General features: G+C 37.4%; 16 protein-coding genes and 1 riboswitch. Of the genes, 9 read left to right on the top strand and 7 right to left on the bottom strand.

The window, feature by feature from the left end:
* The first annotated feature begins 4 nt into the window (after positions 1–4).
* On the top strand, positions 5–1,408 hold the full coding sequence (locus P278_RS12870) for an efflux transporter outer membrane subunit (protein ID WP_038267512.1): 1,404 nt from the start codon (positions 5–7) through the stop codon (positions 1,406–1,408).
* Between the two features lie 82 nt (positions 1,409–1,490).
* On the opposite strand, the gene P278_RS12875 is transcribed toward P278_RS12870, so the two are convergent.
* Genes P278_RS12875 through P278_RS12885 form a run of 3 tightly spaced genes read right to left on the bottom strand, consistent with a single transcriptional unit; the run spans position 1,491 to position 3,197 of the window.
* A complete protein-coding gene (locus P278_RS12875) occupies positions 1,491–2,006 on the bottom strand; it encodes a YciI family protein (protein WP_038267514.1) in 516 nt (171 codons plus the stop codon).
* Between the two features lie 58 nt (positions 2,007–2,064).
* On the bottom strand, positions 2,065–2,538 hold the full coding sequence (locus tag P278_RS12880) for a CYTH domain-containing protein (protein ID WP_038267517.1): 474 nt from the start codon (positions 2,536–2,538) through the stop codon (positions 2,065–2,067).
* The gene (locus P278_RS12885; protein ID WP_038267519.1) at positions 2,535–3,197 is read right to left on the bottom strand and encodes an NAD(P)H-binding protein; all 663 of its coding nucleotides are present in this window, start codon (positions 3,195–3,197) and stop codon (positions 2,535–2,537) included. The genes P278_RS12880 and P278_RS12885 overlap by 4 nt, the downstream gene beginning before the upstream one ends.
* Positions 3,198–3,224: 27 nt before the next feature.
* Between P278_RS12885 and dinB the strand changes: the two genes are divergently transcribed.
* The 7 genes from dinB (at position 3,225) to metE (ending at position 11,418) form a co-directional block, all read left to right on the top strand.
* Positions 3,225–4,322, top strand: coding sequence for a DNA polymerase IV (gene dinB / locus P278_RS12890; RefSeq protein ID WP_038267522.1), 1,098 nt, complete (start codon positions 3,225–3,227; stop codon positions 4,320–4,322).
* Positions 4,323–4,843: 521 nt separating this feature from the next.
* Positions 4,844–5,419, top strand: coding sequence for a Crp/Fnr family transcriptional regulator (locus tag P278_RS12895; protein WP_038267524.1), 576 nt, complete (start codon positions 4,844–4,846; stop codon positions 5,417–5,419).
* Between the two features lie 252 nt (positions 5,420–5,671).
* Entirely contained in the window at positions 5,672–6,496 is an 825-nt protein-coding gene (gene ygiD / locus P278_RS12900; RefSeq protein ID WP_200909621.1) for a 4,5-DOPA-extradiol-dioxygenase, read from the top strand.
* Between the two features lie 29 nt (positions 6,497–6,525).
* Positions 6,526–7,368, top strand: coding sequence for an SDR family oxidoreductase (locus P278_RS12905; protein ID WP_038267529.1), 843 nt, complete (start codon positions 6,526–6,528; stop codon positions 7,366–7,368).
* Positions 7,369–7,495: 127 nt separating this feature from the next.
* Complete coding sequence (locus tag P278_RS12910) at positions 7,496–7,993, top strand: YybH family protein (RefSeq protein ID WP_038267530.1); 498 nt, start codon at positions 7,496–7,498, stop codon at positions 7,991–7,993.
* Between the two features lie 158 nt (positions 7,994–8,151).
* Entirely contained in the window at positions 8,152–8,574 is a 423-nt protein-coding gene (locus P278_RS12915; protein WP_235444288.1) for a DUF3995 domain-containing protein, read from the top strand.
* Positions 8,575–8,732: 158 nt separating this feature from the next.
* Positions 8,733–8,922: riboswitch (cobalamin riboswitch) on the top strand.
* A 180-nt stretch (positions 8,923–9,102) separates the two neighbouring features.
* Positions 9,103–11,418 (top strand): 5-methyltetrahydropteroyltriglutamate--homocysteine S-methyltransferase, encoded by a 2,316-nt coding sequence (gene metE / locus P278_RS12920; RefSeq protein WP_038267533.1) that lies wholly within the window; start codon positions 9,103–9,105, stop codon positions 11,416–11,418.
* A 107-nt stretch (positions 11,419–11,525) separates the two neighbouring features.
* Here metE and P278_RS12925 read toward each other — a convergent pair whose 3' ends face one another.
* The 3 genes from P278_RS12925 to P278_RS12935 all read right to left on the bottom strand — a co-directional run bounded on the left by P278_RS12925 (position 11,526) and on the right by P278_RS12935 (position 14,735).
* Positions 11,526–12,659, bottom strand: coding sequence for a transporter (locus P278_RS12925; protein ID WP_038267536.1), 1,134 nt, complete (start codon positions 12,657–12,659; stop codon positions 11,526–11,528).
* Positions 12,660–12,695: 36 nt separating this feature from the next.
* The gene (locus P278_RS12930) at positions 12,696–13,130 is read right to left on the bottom strand and encodes a hypothetical protein (protein ID WP_038267538.1); all 435 of its coding nucleotides are present in this window, start codon (positions 13,128–13,130) and stop codon (positions 12,696–12,698) included.
* 87 nt (positions 13,131–13,217) lie between these two features.
* Positions 13,218–14,735 (bottom strand): vanadium-dependent haloperoxidase, encoded by a 1,518-nt coding sequence (locus P278_RS12935; protein ID WP_038267542.1) that lies wholly within the window; start codon positions 14,733–14,735, stop codon positions 13,218–13,220.
* 112 nt (positions 14,736–14,847) lie between these two features.
* Between P278_RS12935 and P278_RS12940 the strand changes: the two genes are divergently transcribed.
* Positions 14,848–15,528, top strand: coding sequence for a LytR/AlgR family response regulator transcription factor (locus P278_RS12940; RefSeq protein ID WP_152973937.1), 681 nt, complete (start codon positions 14,848–14,850; stop codon positions 15,526–15,528).
* Here P278_RS12940 and P278_RS12945 read toward each other — a convergent pair.
* Positions 15,512–18,130 carry a hybrid sensor histidine kinase/response regulator gene (locus tag P278_RS12945; protein WP_082436153.1) on the bottom strand — a complete coding sequence of 873 codons (2,619 nt, stop codon included), beginning with the start codon at positions 18,128–18,130 and terminating at the stop codon, positions 15,512–15,514. The genes P278_RS12940 and P278_RS12945 overlap by 17 nt on opposite strands.
* Positions 18,131–18,180 lie beyond the last annotated feature (50 nt).

Raw genomic sequence — 18,180 nt, forward strand, 5'->3', positions numbered from 1 at the left:
GATCATGAAAAGAACACATATCTATAAATTCATACTATTAACAGTTATTGCTGTTTCTGTGCAGTCGTGTTTTGTCGCTAAAAACTACGAACGCCCTGAATTAGAGGAAGCAGAAAACTTATACAGAACAGATAATCTTCCGCAGGATAGTATTTCTGCGGCTGATATTTCCTGGAGAGATTTATTTTCTGATCCTTTATTAGAAACATACATCGAAGAAGGACTACAAAATAATATTGATATTCGCATTGCATTACAACAGGTAATGGCTGCTGAAGCATATATGAAACAAGGAAAGGCAGGATATCTGCCTTCTTTAAATGGTAGCTCAACAGTAACCCATCAGGAGCTCTCTGCGAATAGTCAGTTTGGATCGTTTTTTGACGGTTCTTTGCAACAGTACGAGTTATCTGCCAATCTTTCCTGGGAAGCTGATATCTGGGGGAAAATACGAAGTAACAGAAGGGCTACACAAGCCACTTATTTACAAACAGTAGCGGCCCATAAAGCGGTTAAAACGCTTCTGGTTGCAGAAATTGCTTCAACCTATTATCAATTGGTGGCTCTTGATGCGCAGTTAGAGGTTACTCAGGAATCTATCGTTAACAGAAACAATAGTTTAGAAACTATTAAAGCCCTTAAAGAAGCCGGTAATGTAAACCAGGTTGCCGTAGATCAAAGTGCTGCTCAACTATACAGTGCTCAAGCTTTACAGGTAGACATTGAGGAAGCTATTTTTCAAACTGAAAACGCTTTTAGCATCTTACTTGGAAGGACAGCCCAGGGATTCGAAAGAAATTCTCTCGATGATCAAACGGTACAGCATGACCTTCAGGTTGGATTTTCTTCTTTTTTATTACGAAACAGACCTGATATCATGGCGGCTGAATATGGATTAGTAAATGCATTTGAGCTAACCAATGTGGCACGAAGTAGTTTTTACCCTTCGGTTACTTTATCAGCAACAGGTGGCTTCCAGAGTTTAGAATTAGAAAACTGGATAGACACACGATCTATATTCGCAAATCTGGTTGGTGGCTTAACGCAACCTATTTTTAACCAAAGAAAGATTCGCACACAGTATGAAGTTGCCAAAGCACAGCAAGAAGAAGCTTTATTGAACTTTAAAAAGTCATTGCTGGTAGCTGGTCAGGAAGTATCCGATGCTTTATACACTCTTGATGCGAAAACAGAAAAATACGATTACAGAGTCAAAGAGGTAGAGGCTTTAAGAAAAGCAGAAATAAACTCGGAAGAATTATTAAATAGTGGTTTTGCCAATTATTTAGACTTGCTTACTGCAAGACAAAATGCATTAAATGCAGAGCTCAATGTAATAGACACTAAACTTAATCAGTTACAGGCTGTTATTACATTATACCGATCACTTGGCGGTGGTTGGCATTAATACAATTTCATGATTTGATTGTTTTGGTTGGTTAGTGGAACTGTCCTGTCTTTTTAGTCTCTTGGCAGGACAGTTCTCTTTTTTATCGTAAAGGAAACCCTTTAGCAGCCCACCACGGGTGTATTTCAATAACCAATCTTCCTGCCTTAACCATTGGATCCATATTGGCAAGACTATCTGCCATTTCTAATGTGGGTACGTTATAAATTGTTATTCCTCTTATTTCACCATCATCACCAAAAGGCCCTGATATATCTGCGAATCCTTCTTCATACATCCGGCCTAAATGTGCCAAATGTTGTTTTTGCAAGCTATCCGCTTCTTCTTTAGTTTGAGAACGGGAAGGTCCTTTCTTCAAAAAGGCCATAAAATATTGCTGCATTAAAATTGTGTCCTGAGATTTCGGGTCTACATAATCGAATACCTGATATCCTTTTTCCTGTAAATCCTGCTTAACAGCCGTTACTGATTGTTGCACTTCATCTTCAATAATATCTGCCGTAATTGCTTCTATTATTTCGGTATCGTTTTTTGAAGGGTTTTCTTCCTTACAAGCCACAAAAGCCAGTATTCCTATAAATAATATCAAATGTTTCATATATAATGTGAATTTATGCGCTAATTACTCGCAATTTTAAATTTCGCTACTTAAGATGTTATTCGTTCCATTCATTAAATGGTTTTTTACTTAATTGGGAGTTATAATATTTTATTTGTCCGGTTACTTCTTCTCCCAACCAATCGGGTCTTTCAAAACTTTCATCTTCATTCTTAAGTTCTACCTCGGCAACAATCAGCCCTTCATTTTCTCCATGAAACTCATCTACTTCGAAGGTGTGCGCTCCACAAACCACTTCGTACCGAACTTTGCTTATTACCCCCTCTTCACATAATCTTAAAAGAGACTCAGCTTCAGATAAGGGTATTTCACGCTCCCATTCAAAACGCATCGTTCCATTTGCAGAAGATTTACCTTTCACCGTCAAAAAGCCCTTGTCTGCTTTAATTCGTACTCTTACAGTTCTGTTTGGGTGCGAATTTAAAAATCCTTGTACAATACGTTTTTTAACATTTGCCTCCTTTTTATAATCCTCAGAGGTTACCAAGAACTTACGTTCAATTTCTATCATATTCCTTTTGCTATTTCTTGTATAATATCACTTTCTATCCTGGTCATTTCATAGTCGTTGTCTGCCAACCATACCATGGTTTTAACAATGGTTTTCGGATGAATGGAACGGTACTTTTTCAAGGGCCCTATCATGAACCAATTCATTGGTTTCATTAATTGTTTAGCGAGGTATTCACCCGTACGTTTTTCTTCCCTATCTCCTCCAATAAGCGATGGCTGTAAAATAAATGTGCGGGGGATTCTGCATTGCAATACAGCCTCTTCCATTTCGCCTTTAGTTCGGTTGTAAAATACTCGACTATTAACATTAGCTCCAAGAGCCGAAATTACCATAAATGTATTTATATCATTCTTCTGACACAGAGAAGCTGCCGCCACAGGTATTCCGTAATCTATTTTTCGATAAATTTCTTTATCGGGTGTTTTAGCAGCTGTGGTACCAACACAGCAGAACACTACATCTGCCTTAAAATCATCCTGATAAGATTCCAGATCTAATAGATCCATCACATACTCTTTTATCTTATCATGTTGCTTTTTCAAGGGCTTTCGGGTAAAAACCTTTACGGTTTCATAGGTATCACTCTCCAACAAAAGCTCCAAAAGCATCCCCCCTGTTAAACCAGTAGCACCAATTATGATGGCTGTCTTATTCATACACCTAAATTACATTAAATTTGCTTTATGGAACAACCTCCTTCAGATAGAAAAATAATTCATGTGGACATGGATGCCTTTTATGCTTCGGTTGAACAATTGGACAATCCGGAGCTTAGGGGCAAACCAGTTGCTGTCGGTGGTGGTGAAAAACGGGGAGTAGTCTCCGCTGCCAGTTATGAAGCCAGGAAATATGGTGTAAAAAGTGCTATGAGTGGTTATCTGGCCAAGAAAAAATGTCCACATCTTATTTTTGTAAAGCCAAGGTTTGATAGGTACAAAGAGTTATCTCAAAAAATCAGGAAGATATTTTTGGAATATACTGAATTGGTTGAACCGCTCTCATTAGATGAAGCATATCTCGATGTAACCAACAATAAAAAAGGCATTCCTTCAGCCTCTCTTATCGCGAAAGAGATACGGCAGCGCATTAAGGAAGAAATTGGACTCAATGCATCAGCTGGAATTTCTATAAATAAATTCATTGCAAAAGTTGCTAGCGATTACAATAAACCTAACGGACAAAAAACTGTTCCTCCGGAAGAAGTTGAATCTTTTTTAGAAGCACTTGATATCCGGAAGTTTTATGGGGTTGGTAAGGTTACGGCAGAAAAAATGTATCAACTTGGTATTTTTTCCGGTAAGGAGCTTAAACTAAAGTCTATCGAATACTTAAATGAGCACTTTGGAAAGAGCGGATCGTATTATTATCAGGTCGTTAGGGGTGTTCACAATAGTGAGGTCAAACCGCATCGCATTCCTAAATCGGTGGGAACGGAACATACTTTCTTTGAAAACCTGAGCAGTGAAGTCTTTATGCTTGAAAAGCTGGAAAAGATAGCTCATGAACTTGAGCGACGACTCAAAAAATCTAAGATTGCCGGTAAAACGGTTACCTTAAAAATAAAATATAGCGACTTTGCTCAGCAAACCAGAAGCAGAACCCTCCCCTATTATATAGCAGATAAAAGTATGATCTTTGATACCGTAAAAGAACTGCTTTACCAGGAGAAACCACAGAATTCCGTAAGGTTACTTGGTATTTCGCTTTCCAACCTCAACACAGAAAAGAAAACAACACTACCCGAAAAGCCTCTTTCTGTTCAATTACAATTTGATTTTTAATCATCGTAGTCATATTAACCTATTGAATTTAGCTTAAACAGGAAGGTTGAATACAACTTATATGCATGTATTTTCCGTGACGTTCGGATAAAGTTGCATAAGGATATTATGGGGATAATATGGGGATAATATGGGGATAACATGGGGATAACATAGAATATAGCCTATACCATCCTTGCTTTAACATCGCTCTAAGTATTAAGTTTTTACCGATTATTAAGAGGTCATTTGTTAGCTGAAAGTTTTTAAAGAGGATGTTACAATCCACGATCCCTTTCTATAGACTCATCGTACTTTTCTTTTTTTAAAAACACATACAGATTCTATTGTATCAGCTTGAAGCACCGGTAGCTCAACCCGTACAACCTTGATTTATTATTTACTGATTCCATTTAAATAATACCACAAATTTTTTTTGTTTGATCGGGCTCTATTTATCGGAACTCTAAGGTTAATTGCTGGGACCATTCCTTTTATGTTTTTCTATTAATTTTGTAATTGCGTACATCAAGCCTTTCAAAATGAAAAAAGATCATAAACTGCTATATTATATTAATAAGTGGTCTCATTTAACGGAAAAAGACGAAACGGCAATTTTAGCTGCTTTCGAGCCTGCACGCGTCAAAAAGAAAAAGGATCTCCTTGTTTCAGGAGAAATCTGCGATTACCTGTATTTCATTACCCAAGGATGCTTGCGTTCTTTCTATACAGACGAAAAGGGTGTTGAGCATATCTATCAAATCAGGATGAATAATAACTGGATAAGCGACCTGGAAAGTTTCTTTTCTCAACAACCTTCCAAATACAATATTGAAGCGATCGAAGATTCTCATTTATTGAGAATTTCTCATGAGCGTTTTGAGCAGTTGCTCATCGAGATACCTCAGCTTGAAAGGTATTTTCGCATTCTTTTCCAAAAAGCCTATATAAATGCGCTAAGTCGACTCAATGCAACCATGTGGGAAACTGCCATGGATCGATATTCTGAAATGCTCAAAGAGCATCCTGAAGTTTTTAAACGGGTCCCACTGGTTTACATTGCTTCATATCTTGGCATCACTCCTGAAAGTCTTAGTCGAATTAGAAGACAGAAGTAAATCCCAAGGTTCTTTACAGAATTCTTAACAAACATCAACTCAATTTCTTACCATAGATCAAGTGTAAATGACCTGAGGCTGAGCTACTTTTGTATTGTACAAAAAAACAGCTTTAAACATATTAAAACAATCTCTATCAAAGTAAAATTTTATAATGTACTGCAATACTATCCTTGACTTAAACAGTTGTCAATGAACAGAAAAACTTTTTTAAAAACACTATTGGCCTCAGTGCCTGTAACAATGGTTGGAATGAATTTAAAACACCTACATAAGATCACCGATGCCTTTGGCAACTCCTCTAAAATGCCCGTTCTTTTTTTAGGACATGGAAGTCCGATGAATGCCATTGCGGAGAATGAATTTGTTCAGGGGTTTAGAAACATCTCGACAGAAATAGAAATCCCCAAAGCAATTGTTGTGATTTCTGCTCATTGGGAAACAAAAGGGACCAAGGTAACTGCAATGGAATATCCTGCTACCATTCATGATTTTGGCGGTTTCCCAAAAGAACTTTATGAAATTCAATATCCTGCTCCGGGGATGCCCGAACTTGCCCATGAAATAAAGAACATAACAAAGACTTCGGAGGTGTCTCTGGATGAAAAATGGGGTTTGGATCACGGTGCCTGGACGGTGATCAGGCATATGTATCCCAAGGCTGATATTCCGGTTATTCAATTAAGTTTGGATTACAGCAAAAACCCGCAGGATCATTACGAGCTTGCCAAGGAGCTCGCTTCTTTGCGCCATAAGGGTATTCTGGTTGTAGGTAGCGGTAATTTAGTCCATAACCTTGGTATGGTTCATTGGCAAAAGCTTAATGAGAATTTTGGGTTTGACTGGGCGAATGAGGCCAATGATAAGATGAAGAAATTCATTTTAGAGGGCAATCATCAAGCTTTAATAAACTATTCAAAACAGGGTAGCGCCTTCAATTTATCGATCCCTACTCCGGAGCATTATCTGCCTTTACTTTATGCCCTGGCCTTACAGGATGATAAAGATGAATTAAAAATATTTAATGACGAACCGGTTGGCGGGTCATTGACCATGACCTCTTTAAAAATCGGTTAGGAAAACTAAACATTTAAATTTTATCAGCAATGAAAATAGGAGTTACAGGAGCAACAGGCCAATTAGGAAGGTTGGTTGTTCAGCAATTAAAGGAGAACGTTGGAAAAGATCATGTAGTAGCATTGGTTCGCAGTCCTGAAAAATCAAAAGAATTAGGAGTGGAAGCACGATCCTTTGACTACGACAAACCGGAAGGATTAGCAGAGCAATTAGCTGGAATAGACAGGTTATTATTAATTTCTGCTAATGAAATCGGGCAACGTGCCCGACAACACAAGAATGTAATCGATGCCGCTAAAAAGGCAAAGGTAAATTGGCTGGTCTATACAAGTTTACTACATGCGGACACTTCTACCTTAAATCTTGCCGGAGAACATTTGGAAACCGAAAAACTTATAAAAACATCAGGGCTTGATTTTACAATTCTAAGAAACGGGTGGTATACAGAAAATTACACCGGTTCGGTTGGAGGAGCTTTAGCGAGTGGTGCATTTATCGGGAGTGCGGATTCGGGTAAAATATCATCTGCTGCAAGATTAGATTTTGCCGAAGCTGCAGCTACTGTATTGAATGATGTAACTTATAAAGGTAAAGTACTTGAATTGGCGGGGGATCATTCATACACCTTAAGTGATATGGCTGCTGAGATTTCTAAACAAACAGGAAGGGACATACCATATAAGAACTTACCTGAAGCTGAGTACGCAAAAATACTTGAAAGCTTTGACATCCCCGTTGTTTTTGCACAAGGTATTGCAAGTTGGGATGTGGGTGCATCAAAAGGAGATTTATTTGATGATTCGCAACAGCTATCCAAATTAATTGGACGCCCTACTACCTCGATGGCAGCCTCTGTGAAATCTGTTTTATAATTAAACAGCCCCATAAACCTGAGTGTAAAAAAATTGCTTATCTGATTTATTACCAGTAACTTAGATAGGATTTTTTTATTAAGGATCCTGAAAACCAACCAAATTCGGAATTCAAAAAAAATCAATTATGAAAAATTTATCTTTTTTACCAAAAAGCCTGACTCTCTTAGTTTTAATTCTTTTAATCGGCAGTTGCAAAAACACCACTAAAGAGTCTTCTAATACTTCACCTGCCCCGGCATTTGATCTGGAGGTGGTGAAGGCAGAGATCGAGGCAGCGAACCAGAAATACACGGAAAGATTGGCGGCAGGGGATTCCGTTGGACTTTCTAATTTATACACTACGGATGGCAAGTTCATGATGCCTGAAGCTCCATCGTATGAAGGAAGAGAAAGTATCACCTCTGTCTTTTCAGGAATATTGAATTCAGGGATTTCCGGAATTAAATTAACCACCATCGAAGTATGGGGAAACGAAACGTTTGTAACGGAAGAAGGGGCCTTTGAATTATTTTCAGGAGAAGACAAAGTAGACGAGGGAAAATATATCGTGTTATGGAAAAAGGTTGATGGAGAGTGGCACTTGTTAAGAGACATTTTTAACAGCAATCTATCTCATGAATAACCATTGATATATAGCTTAAGAAACAATCATGATTTAAACTTTTTAATTTCCTACCATAAAATACAGTAAAAAATTTGACGATTGATTAAATTTGATAGCCAATTAATCACGAATTCCTTTTTTACTTAACGCATTGATTCAAGAGACTTTTTAATTTTATGATGGTGCTATCCTTAATTCTAAGCTTTGTTTTTATAGTCCTGGCTATTATACATTTTAACTGGGTTCTTGGCGGTAATTTTGGTTTATCTGTGGCTCTGCCAACCAATGAACAAGGAATTCGCGTTTTACACCCCAAAAAAGCAGACAGTGCTATTGTAGGAGCGGGTTTACTTACTTTTGGGTTGTTTTACCTTAACACCTCCGGATTCGTTATGTTCAGACTTCCGGAATGGATATACAGCTATGGCGGTTGGATCATTCCTACTATTTTTTTCCTCCGTGCTATCGGTGAATTTAAATACATTGGATTCTTCAAAAAAATAAAGCATACTCCATTTGGCGAGATGGACACAAAACTTTTTTCACCATTGTGTTTACTGATTGCTGTTATTGGTATTTTGATACAATTATTTCAGTAAGACGCATTTGATGTGATTGTAAAACAATCCTTGATCCGTAATTAAAAAGGTCAGCTAAATTTCATTTATTAACTAATAACCTGCTGTTATATTTTTAAGGTTATTCTGCTATTATGAGAATTAAATTTGCCATACATTTGTCTTAGAAATTTTGCAGTACTTGTCAATTTGATTAAGGTTGAACGTAAAGTTGATTAATAGGGAATTGTGTGCAAATCACAAGCTGACGCGCAACTGTAAGTAACATTGAAGGTTTTATCTAAAGTATCCACTGTCTAACCACCATAGGACGGGAAGGAAGATAAAAACGTTACAAGCCAGGAGACCTGCCTTACATCATAATGATTTTGCTTTCGCGATTTAAAGCAAGGATCGAATATTGATATTTTACCGTTTGTTATTTGGATCCCCAAGGTGGGGTTATCCCTGTATGCCGGTATTTATCCGTAAAGACATCTTTAAATCTGCAGGCATACCGTAGTGTAAAGTTTTTTAAATGTTATGTATCATTTTTAAAACCACAAACGTATGATTACACAAATTCTTGGCTACCCGCGAATTGGTGCCAAAAGAGAATTAAAAAAAGCCTGTGAAGCCTATTGGGCAGGTAAGATTACCCAAGAAGAGCTGTTCCAAACGGGTTCTAAGATTAAACAATCTAATTGGAGTCTTCAGCAAGAGGCGGGTATCGACTGGATTCCTTCCAACGACTTTTCTTTTTACGACCAGGTATTGGATATGTCTCTTACCGTTGGTGCTATTCCTGATCGCTATGAACCTCTGTTAAACCATCGTGTCTCAAAAACCGATTTATACTTTGCCATGGCCCGGGGATATCAAAAAAATGGGCTGGACCTGATCGCTATGGAAATGACCAAGTGGTTTGACACCAATTATCATTACATTGTTCCTGAATTCACCAAAGATCAGGAGTTTCATCTTTTTTCGTCTAAGGTAATTGACGAATATACAGAAGCCCTGGAAAAGGGTATAAAGACCAAACCCGTTCTTATTGGTCCGGTTACTTATCTTTTGCTGGGTAAGGAGAAAGAGGCAGGATTTCACCGGATTGAACTCATCGCCAAGCTTTTGCCTGTTTACCTGAATATCTTATCTGTTCTACAAAATGCCGGGGCTACAACTATACAATTTGACGAGCCGTTTTTATCTATGGATCTGACAGCAGATGAGAAGGAAGCCTTTCAATATGTCTATGAAAAAATTGCCGTTACTTTCCCTGATATTGATTTGGTCTTAGCCACATACTTTGGTAGCATAGAACATAATCTAACAACGGTTATGGAGCTACCTGTTAAAACGCTACATATTGATTTGGTGCGGGCTCCAGAGCAATTAGATGTAATCCTGAATGTAATTCCAACCGACAGGAATTTATCTTTAGGCGTTATTGATGGCCGAAACATCTGGAAGAATCATTACGAGACTTCCTTACAAATTATTGACAGGGCCATCAATGTGATAGGTGAAGACCGTATCGTCATTGCTCCTTCTTGTTCATTACTTCACGTGCCATTTGATCTGGATAATGAAAACGATGAGGACACCTTACCTTCCACTCTTAAAAGCTGGCTGGCATTTGCCAAACAGAAGGTGACTGAAGTGAGCACCATCGCCCATCTCTCTTATCAAAGTCCAAGCCCTGAGCATCAAAAAGAATTGGAGTCGAACAAAGCTGCTATCAAAGACAGGAATTCTTCAACATTAATTCATAAACCGGAGGTGAAAAATCGCGTAGCGAATATTACTGCGGCAGATACCTTGCGAAGCCACCCATTTAGCATTCGTCAAACCAAGCAAAAGGCTTTGTTACAATTGCCTTTATTTCCGACTACTACGATTGGATCATTTCCACAGACAGCTGAGGTACGACAACTTCGTTTTCAACATAAAAAAGGAAAAATAACCACTGAAAGTTACCATAAGGAAATTGCAAATGAAATTGAAGAAGCTATTCGCTGGCAGGAAGAGATCGGGTTAGACGTATTGGTACATGGAGAATTTGAACGAAATGACATGGTTGAATACTTTGGAGAACGATTGCATGGAGTTGCATTCACCCAATTCGGCTGGGTACAAAGTTATGGATCAAGAGGGGTTAAGCCTCCGATTATATTTGGTGATATCAGCAGAAAATCTCCTATGACGGTTCAGTGGACTTCTTATGCACAGTCGTTAACTAACAAACCTGTTAAGGGTATGCTTACCGGACCGGTTACCATATTACAATGGTCATTTGTTCGTGATGATCAGCCTCGTAAAACAACCACACAACAGATTGCTTTAGCCATCAGGGATGAAGTTGCAGATCTCGAACAAGCAGGGATTCACATCATTCAGATTGATGAGCCTGCTATCCGAGAAGGTTTACCCTTACGAAAAAAAGACTGGAGCGCATACTTAAAATGGGCTGTTGATGCTTTTAAACTAAGTGCAGCGGTTGTTAAAGATGAAACACAAATACATACTCATATGTGTTATTCGGAATTCAATGAAATCATAGAAAGTATTGCTGCTATGGATGCTGATGTTATAACCATAGAAACATCACGCTCACAAATGGAGTTACTGGAAGTATTCAGTAAGTTCAAATATCCTAATGAAATTGGGCCGGGTGTATACGATATTCATTCCCCAAGAATCCCGAGTCAGGAGGAAATGGAAAATCTCATTTCTAAAGCCATCAATCTATTATCGGTTCAGCAGTTATGGGTGAACCCTGATTGTGGCTTAAAGACCCGTAAGTGGGAAGAAACCAGGCATGCCCTTATAGCCATGGTGAATGCCGCCATAAAGCTTAGAGAAACACATCAAATAGAGGCATAATATTAAATATACCAGTCGGGTTTAAATGGCCCGACTGGTTTAAATATACTTAGTTAACAGCTTGTTTTATTATCCGTTAGATAATCATCAAATTTAATATTCAACTTTTAATTTAAGACCTGTATATCCGTATCAAACTTTTTAGTTTTATGTTTGGTTATTCTATACGTAAGGCTAAAGTTTATCAGGTAATCCGCAAATGCTGCATCGCCTTGTCTAAACTCACCAGTTTCTATGGTTCTGATCTTATCCTCATAACTTTGAATCCTATTTCTTTCAACCGCAAAAGGAACATTTAGACGCAATGAAAGATTATTTACGGTATAATTAACGCCCGGATCTACAGAAATGGCATACCCTGGTCTTCGATAGCCTGCGCTACCTCCGATAAAGTCTGAAGCCGGTACGCCTTCTAACAATCCACCAAGATAAAAGGCTAGTCCTTTTACCATTGGAAAGAAGGTGGTACCAATCTGAGCTGCATACTGATCCGGCACAGAAAACTCGCTGGTTCCTCTCCTTGTTAAGACACCATTGGTTTCTTCAGGATTAAATAAATAATATAATGATGTGGTTAGCATAAAGTTATGTGAAAGGGTATAGTATCCCTGAAAATCGAGGTTAAACCCAAGTCCTCCATCTCCAGGTTGAATCGATTGATCTACCACCGCTTCTACTTCTGTATCTTTGTCTTGACCCTGATTATAAAAAGTATCAGTATGGGAATAATCTCCCGTAGGAAGTTTAATTCCTGCTCCAAAAGCAAAGTTAAAAGGCTTGGTTCCATGATCAATTAACCAATATCCACCGCCAATTCTTAAATCCGCTAAACCGGCAGCACGTGTAGTATGTCTATCACCATAGGAATTACCTCCGTGTTCGTACATTGATGATCTCACATGAGAAACGAATGGGATTAGTAAATTGGCATATAATCTGTCGGTAACCCCATAATTGAGAGTTAAATCGAAAAAGTACGAATCATTAATAACATTGGTTCCTTCTTCAATTCTGTTTTCTTCTTGTTCCGTACCACGGAAATGTCTAAAGGATTCAAAATAGCGATTATTAGATCCTACAAGAAATTCTCCAGAGCTCAGATAACCTTCGGTCCCTAAGCTACCAGAGCAGGATGAGAATCCTCTTATTGCCACACATCCTTGGGCATTGGAATAATACAGGTTACAAAAAAGAGACAATAAACCTGTAAAGACAATTCGTCTTATAAAATTTAAATTCATAATTTATATAATTATGCAGATTTTTTAACTGTGATTTTAAGACTGTTGTAATTTGGTAGCTTCGTCTCCAGGATACACAAATAGAAGGGCACTTATTATAACAATATTTTTCATAATATACTGTCCTACTAATGAAGGTACGAAGGGAGCCCTGTCGAAAGATATGTTTGCAAAAAACAACAAGGGTACAAAAGTCATTATTAAGTGAAATATGGCTACCACTACAATTTTTCTTAATTGAAAATTGAAAATCAGGAACATTCCGATAACAACTTCAAGAATAGCGAGTAAAAATATACTAATGCTCTCGGGCAATATTCCAAAAGTAAGGAAGGTAATGGTTTGTTTAGCCAAGGCATCTGCGGGGCTCAACTGTGGAAAAAACTTTAACACCCCGAACCAAACATAGATTAATCCTATACTAAAGGCAAGCAGCCTGCTTCTGTTTATATTAGCTATTAAGCGAGTCATGATTGTTCATTTGAATCATATTCGAATAAGTGTTCAATAAAAAAGTCATAAAAAAAGAGCTACTTATTTGTAGCTCTTTTTAAAAAATCACTTGTTTACCTGAGCTATTTGCTCTTTTTCACCTATTAACTCAAGGAACTTTTTATAATTATATCTGGCAACATTTCTACCTAATTCTAATCCTTCTATGTTATCGGCCTGAATATGGTAACCTCCCATCACTCTGGAGATACCGGCCATTTCACCTGCTTTTGTAAAAGTTGGAAATTTAAGGACTACCGGATCGTCAACATTGTCAGGCTCTGTCAGTGCCCCTGGAACTAATTCAACTTCACTACCAAACTCGTCGCTTCCTTTAAAAAGCTTTAATGCTTCTGCGCACCCTCCACTAATGGTACTATGACCAGACACATAACTTGGAAATGGAGGACATAAGAATGTGTCAGGTGAATAAGGTCTCCAGTATTGTCCTTTCATTTCTACCATTCCTTTATCAGGGCCGGCCCATGCCTTTATGGTTTTATCCTGATAATATTCGTGAACTAACGCGAACGGGCGGGCAAAATCATAATGCATTTTAGAATCCCAGCATGCTATAAATCCATCCATTGCAACCGATTCAACCAAGAAATACATTTTCACGTCATCATCCAGGGTATGCTTATCACGTCTTGAAACGTCCTGTGCAAAAACTAACCAGTGTCCTGCCTGTTGAACCGATTTCGGTCCGTCTCTCATAAACTCTACCAGGGCTTTATTTTCCGGGGTAAGGTTTGCCTGAAGTTCAACAACTTCTGCTACTTCTTCCTTTAATTGTTCAGAACCAACCATTGGTGGCGGACCAGGTCTAAATTGATCTGATGATTTTAACAGTAGCGGTTTTACATTTTGCCAATACGGTGTTAAACATCCTGGCGCAAATTGTCCGCCATTGCCATCTGAAAAGTATTTAGGCTGCCACCTATTTATATCCGTATTATTTTCAACATCGTTCACTGGTTTATAACCTGTATAATCAAAATAAGGTTGTCCGTTAGAACCTTCTACTTCCCCATACTGATTTGAGCCATCATTTTTTCTGTTTTCAATGACCATTTTAGCCGCGAGGTTTCCAATTCCTTCAGGGGTAGTCGGATCGAGCGAATGATTATCGGGGTCTAAATGGAGCTCCTTCATTTTACTCCTGAACAATGTACTATCGGAGTAAAAGTACTCACTCATGGCTCTGTATGCCGCATAGCTAATAGCTATCTCTTTATTTTTAATAGTTTGCTCATCTTGAGGTCTTCGTTCAACTCCATCCAGATATACTGTAGCTGCTTTTTCATCATATCTTGACCACGCATCAAACATGGCAGTAAAAATAAGACCTAAGAACCGTGAAGTAATGGTTGGACGAGGTTTAAATTTATCAGTGTCATTGGCTGTTGCCTCCAGAGCGGTATGAGCCCATTGATAAGCTACATTATTTTCACCAAGTGCTTGTTCCTCGGTATTTAGCTTATTCTCTGCAACATCATTCTTACGATCATTTCCCTGTTTACAATTCACAAAAGCCATAATCACACAGGCTAATAGGGATAATTTAATTAATTTTAATTTCATCTTGTTGGTTGATTTTAATATTCAATAATAAGGATTTGAAGCTTACGGTATTTCTTTTTTATTTAGATTGGCTATATTGCTTGATGAAACACATGATTTATTTGATAAAACGATGAAGTGCTTAATTATTGATGATGATTTTTTAATGTGTGATTTGCTCAAACACTTTTGCAATAAAATTGATGACATATCGAGCATCACTGCTACTACCTCTGCATTTGAATCTATAAATCTCATTAACAGTTCTTCTTTTGACCTGATTCTTCTTGACTATAACCTACCGGATATTAACGGAAAGGAAATTTTAAATATTATAGAGGATCGTACTGCGGTTATAATGATCACGTCCAATAAGGATTTTGCTTCTGATTCGTACAATTATGATCAGATTGTTGATTTCCTGGTGAAGCCGATCAATTTCTCAAGATTTTACAAAGGGTTTCAAAAGGCACAAAATTACCTTTCCAAATACCAGCGTAAAGATTCGCGATTATTTATAAAGGACCGCAACAAATTGGTTAAACTCGACCTGGATGAGGTACTTTATTTTAAATCTGAAGCTAATTATATTTCAATTGTTTTAAAAGATAAAAAGATTCTCACTTTAATGACCCTAAAAGAACTTGAGATGAAGCTCAATGACGAATTCCAGCGTGTACATCGGTCGTATATTGTTAATTTAAATAAAATAGAAGCTATTGACAACAATACGATTTTTATTGGAGAGGAGTATATTCCGGTAAGTCAGAGTTATGAAAAGGATCTATTGAAAAAAATCAACCTTCTAAACTAAGCCGTCTTTTTTCCGCTCTAATACAGCATAAAATATATGCGAAGGAATTCCTGATATCGAACAATGCATCAGGATTTAACCTTTCCACTTGTTCGGGTAATGTATCTAAAAGCGATAGAAGATTTAAATTGTTTATATGGGTTATAAGCTTGTGATTAATTGCTTCCCATTCTTCCTGATCTGTTGTTTCAACCGCATTATTTATTCTATTCAAATAAGTTTCAAACTCTTCGTGCATTAGTTGCAACACCTGTTTAATCTTGTCGGTTTTGTAGTCATAATTCTGGTAAATGTTTGAAAAATCTGGTATTGAGAATTCATTCTTACCGAGCATATTAAAAACAAGGTCTTTTAATTCTGAAGGTTGAAAGGGTTTTTGAAAATAATACTCACTCACTGCTTTCAATTCATTTATTTCAAGGGCCGAAGTTACAATCACGGGAGTTGAAATTTTCTTTGATCGGATAAGGTCTGACAATGGCTTTTTAAGATTTTTCCTTTCGAGCATCAAATCCGTAATTATCACATCTGCTGATTCTTCTTGCGCATACCTGATTGCTTCTTCTAACTTACGAATTTGGACTATCTTTATTTGCGGATCATTTAGTGTGAATCTAATGAGTTCTATAGTAGAAAGATCGTCTTCGACATGGAGGATCTCGTATTGGTTTTTAAGGACTGGCATTGGAAATTCCTGAACCACTCTATTCTTTTCGGTAATCTCCGTGGAAACTTCCAACAAAGGCATGGTTACACAAAACTCTGAACCAATTCCTTTTTGGGAACTTGCTTTTAATTCTCCACCGAACAATCCTGTCAGATGCTTCACAATTGATAAACCCAGGCCATACCCACCATAACGTCCTGAAAGTTCATCTTGCTCTCTAAAATAACGGTCATTTATCTTGCTTAAGTTTTCGGCTTTGATTCCGATACCTGTATCCAACAGCTTTATCTGGAACTGAGATTCACTTATTATTTTTGCTTCGAGTTTAATTGAGCCTTCTGCAGTATATTTGATAGCATTCACCACCAGGTTGGTCACTATTTGAGACAACCTTAATGGGTCTGTCAATAGTTTTTTAGCTTCCAATTCACGATCAATATCCATTTCAAATTTCAATCCTTTTTGCAGGGCTTCATATTGGTAACTTGCGTAAATTTCCTTTAAAAGTTTAAAAAGATTAGTAGGCTGATATTCTATTTTAAGGGCCCCTTCCACGATTTTTTTATGGTCTAAAACATCATAAACTAATCCAGACAGGTTTCTTGCACTTCTTCCGAGAGAATCCAAAATTGGTAATTGTGATTTAGCAGGATCATTTTTATACAACAACTCCACAAAGCCCAGAATTGCGTTGAGTGGGGTGCGCATTTCGTGGCTCATGTTTTGAAGAAACTCATCACGTTGCATTTTAGCTTGCTTTTCCTTTTCTAAAGCGGTATTGAGCTGTTGAACATTCTGATCTATTTTGTTTTTCATTTTAAGAAATGCGTCGGCCAAAACACCTATTTCGTTTCTTTCAGACACGGGAAGATCTATATCAGAGACTACACCCTTATCATAATTACTGATAGCTTTGGTAATTCGATTGAGCTTTTTGGAAAGTAGTTTTACAAAGACCCAAGAAATAATGATCGATAATACACAAACCAGGATTAGGGTTTTAATACTCCCAAGCCTAACTTCCCGGGCACTTTTCAACAAGGTGTTTCGATCTATCAACGAGACCATATAGATCGTTCTTTTACCCTTAAAATAACTCAACACGGTGACATAGCTAAGAAAATCATCGTTAATCATTTCAGGAATCTTAACGTTCTCAACCATCTCTTTTTTGTCTATTTTAAAATCCCCAAAAAAGTTATATTCCGATTGTCTTTGTTTCGCAAAGGTTTTTTCGGGATTGCGTGCGTAAAGATATTGTCCATCGTCATCGATCAGGAATAGCTGTGATTCTAAACCTGATATCTGCTGTAACCGGGTATAAAAATCTCCCAGGTCGACGTTGATTATAACAATCCCTTTAATTTCTCCATTTAAAAAAACCGGACTTGCTGCTCGGAGGGTTGGTGTTTGAGGGACACTAATTACTCCATACTCTTCATTCAAATTTATTTTTGAAAAGTACAGTTCTCCTTCATCAATATTAATTGCTTCTTTAAAGTAATCTCTGTCTCCTTTCTCCTGAAGGTCATCAGATTTCAGTATTTGTCCGTTTTTTTTATCAAAACGAATAATTTCTTTTCCATTATTTGCTATCCCTATATAACGTATTTGAAAATATGATTTCTTATTGTGAAGAATGGTATAGAAATAATTATCTATATTTTCGGTGGTTCTGTCTGTTGGATTTTCAACATATTCACGTAAGCTGGGACTCGAATCAATTACGGCAATATCATTAGACACTTCTCTTAACAGCGCATAAAATGATTGTTCGGCTAATTGTGAAACATAGGTAATACGTTTATTGGAATGATCGATTATTACTTTGGAAGATCTTTCGTAAATAAGAAATCCAGACAATAATATTGAAAAGATAACAAGCCCTGTAAAAAACAAAGCTGCTCGAGTTACTATAGAGTGTCTAATCTTCATCCGATCGATACCTGAAGGTAAACGAATTTATGTTTTATTTGAGTTGATTC

This window comes from Zhouia amylolytica AD3 (assembly GCF_000511935.2).
Lineage (GTDB): Bacteria > Bacteroidota > Bacteroidia > Flavobacteriales > Flavobacteriaceae > Zhouia > Zhouia amylolytica.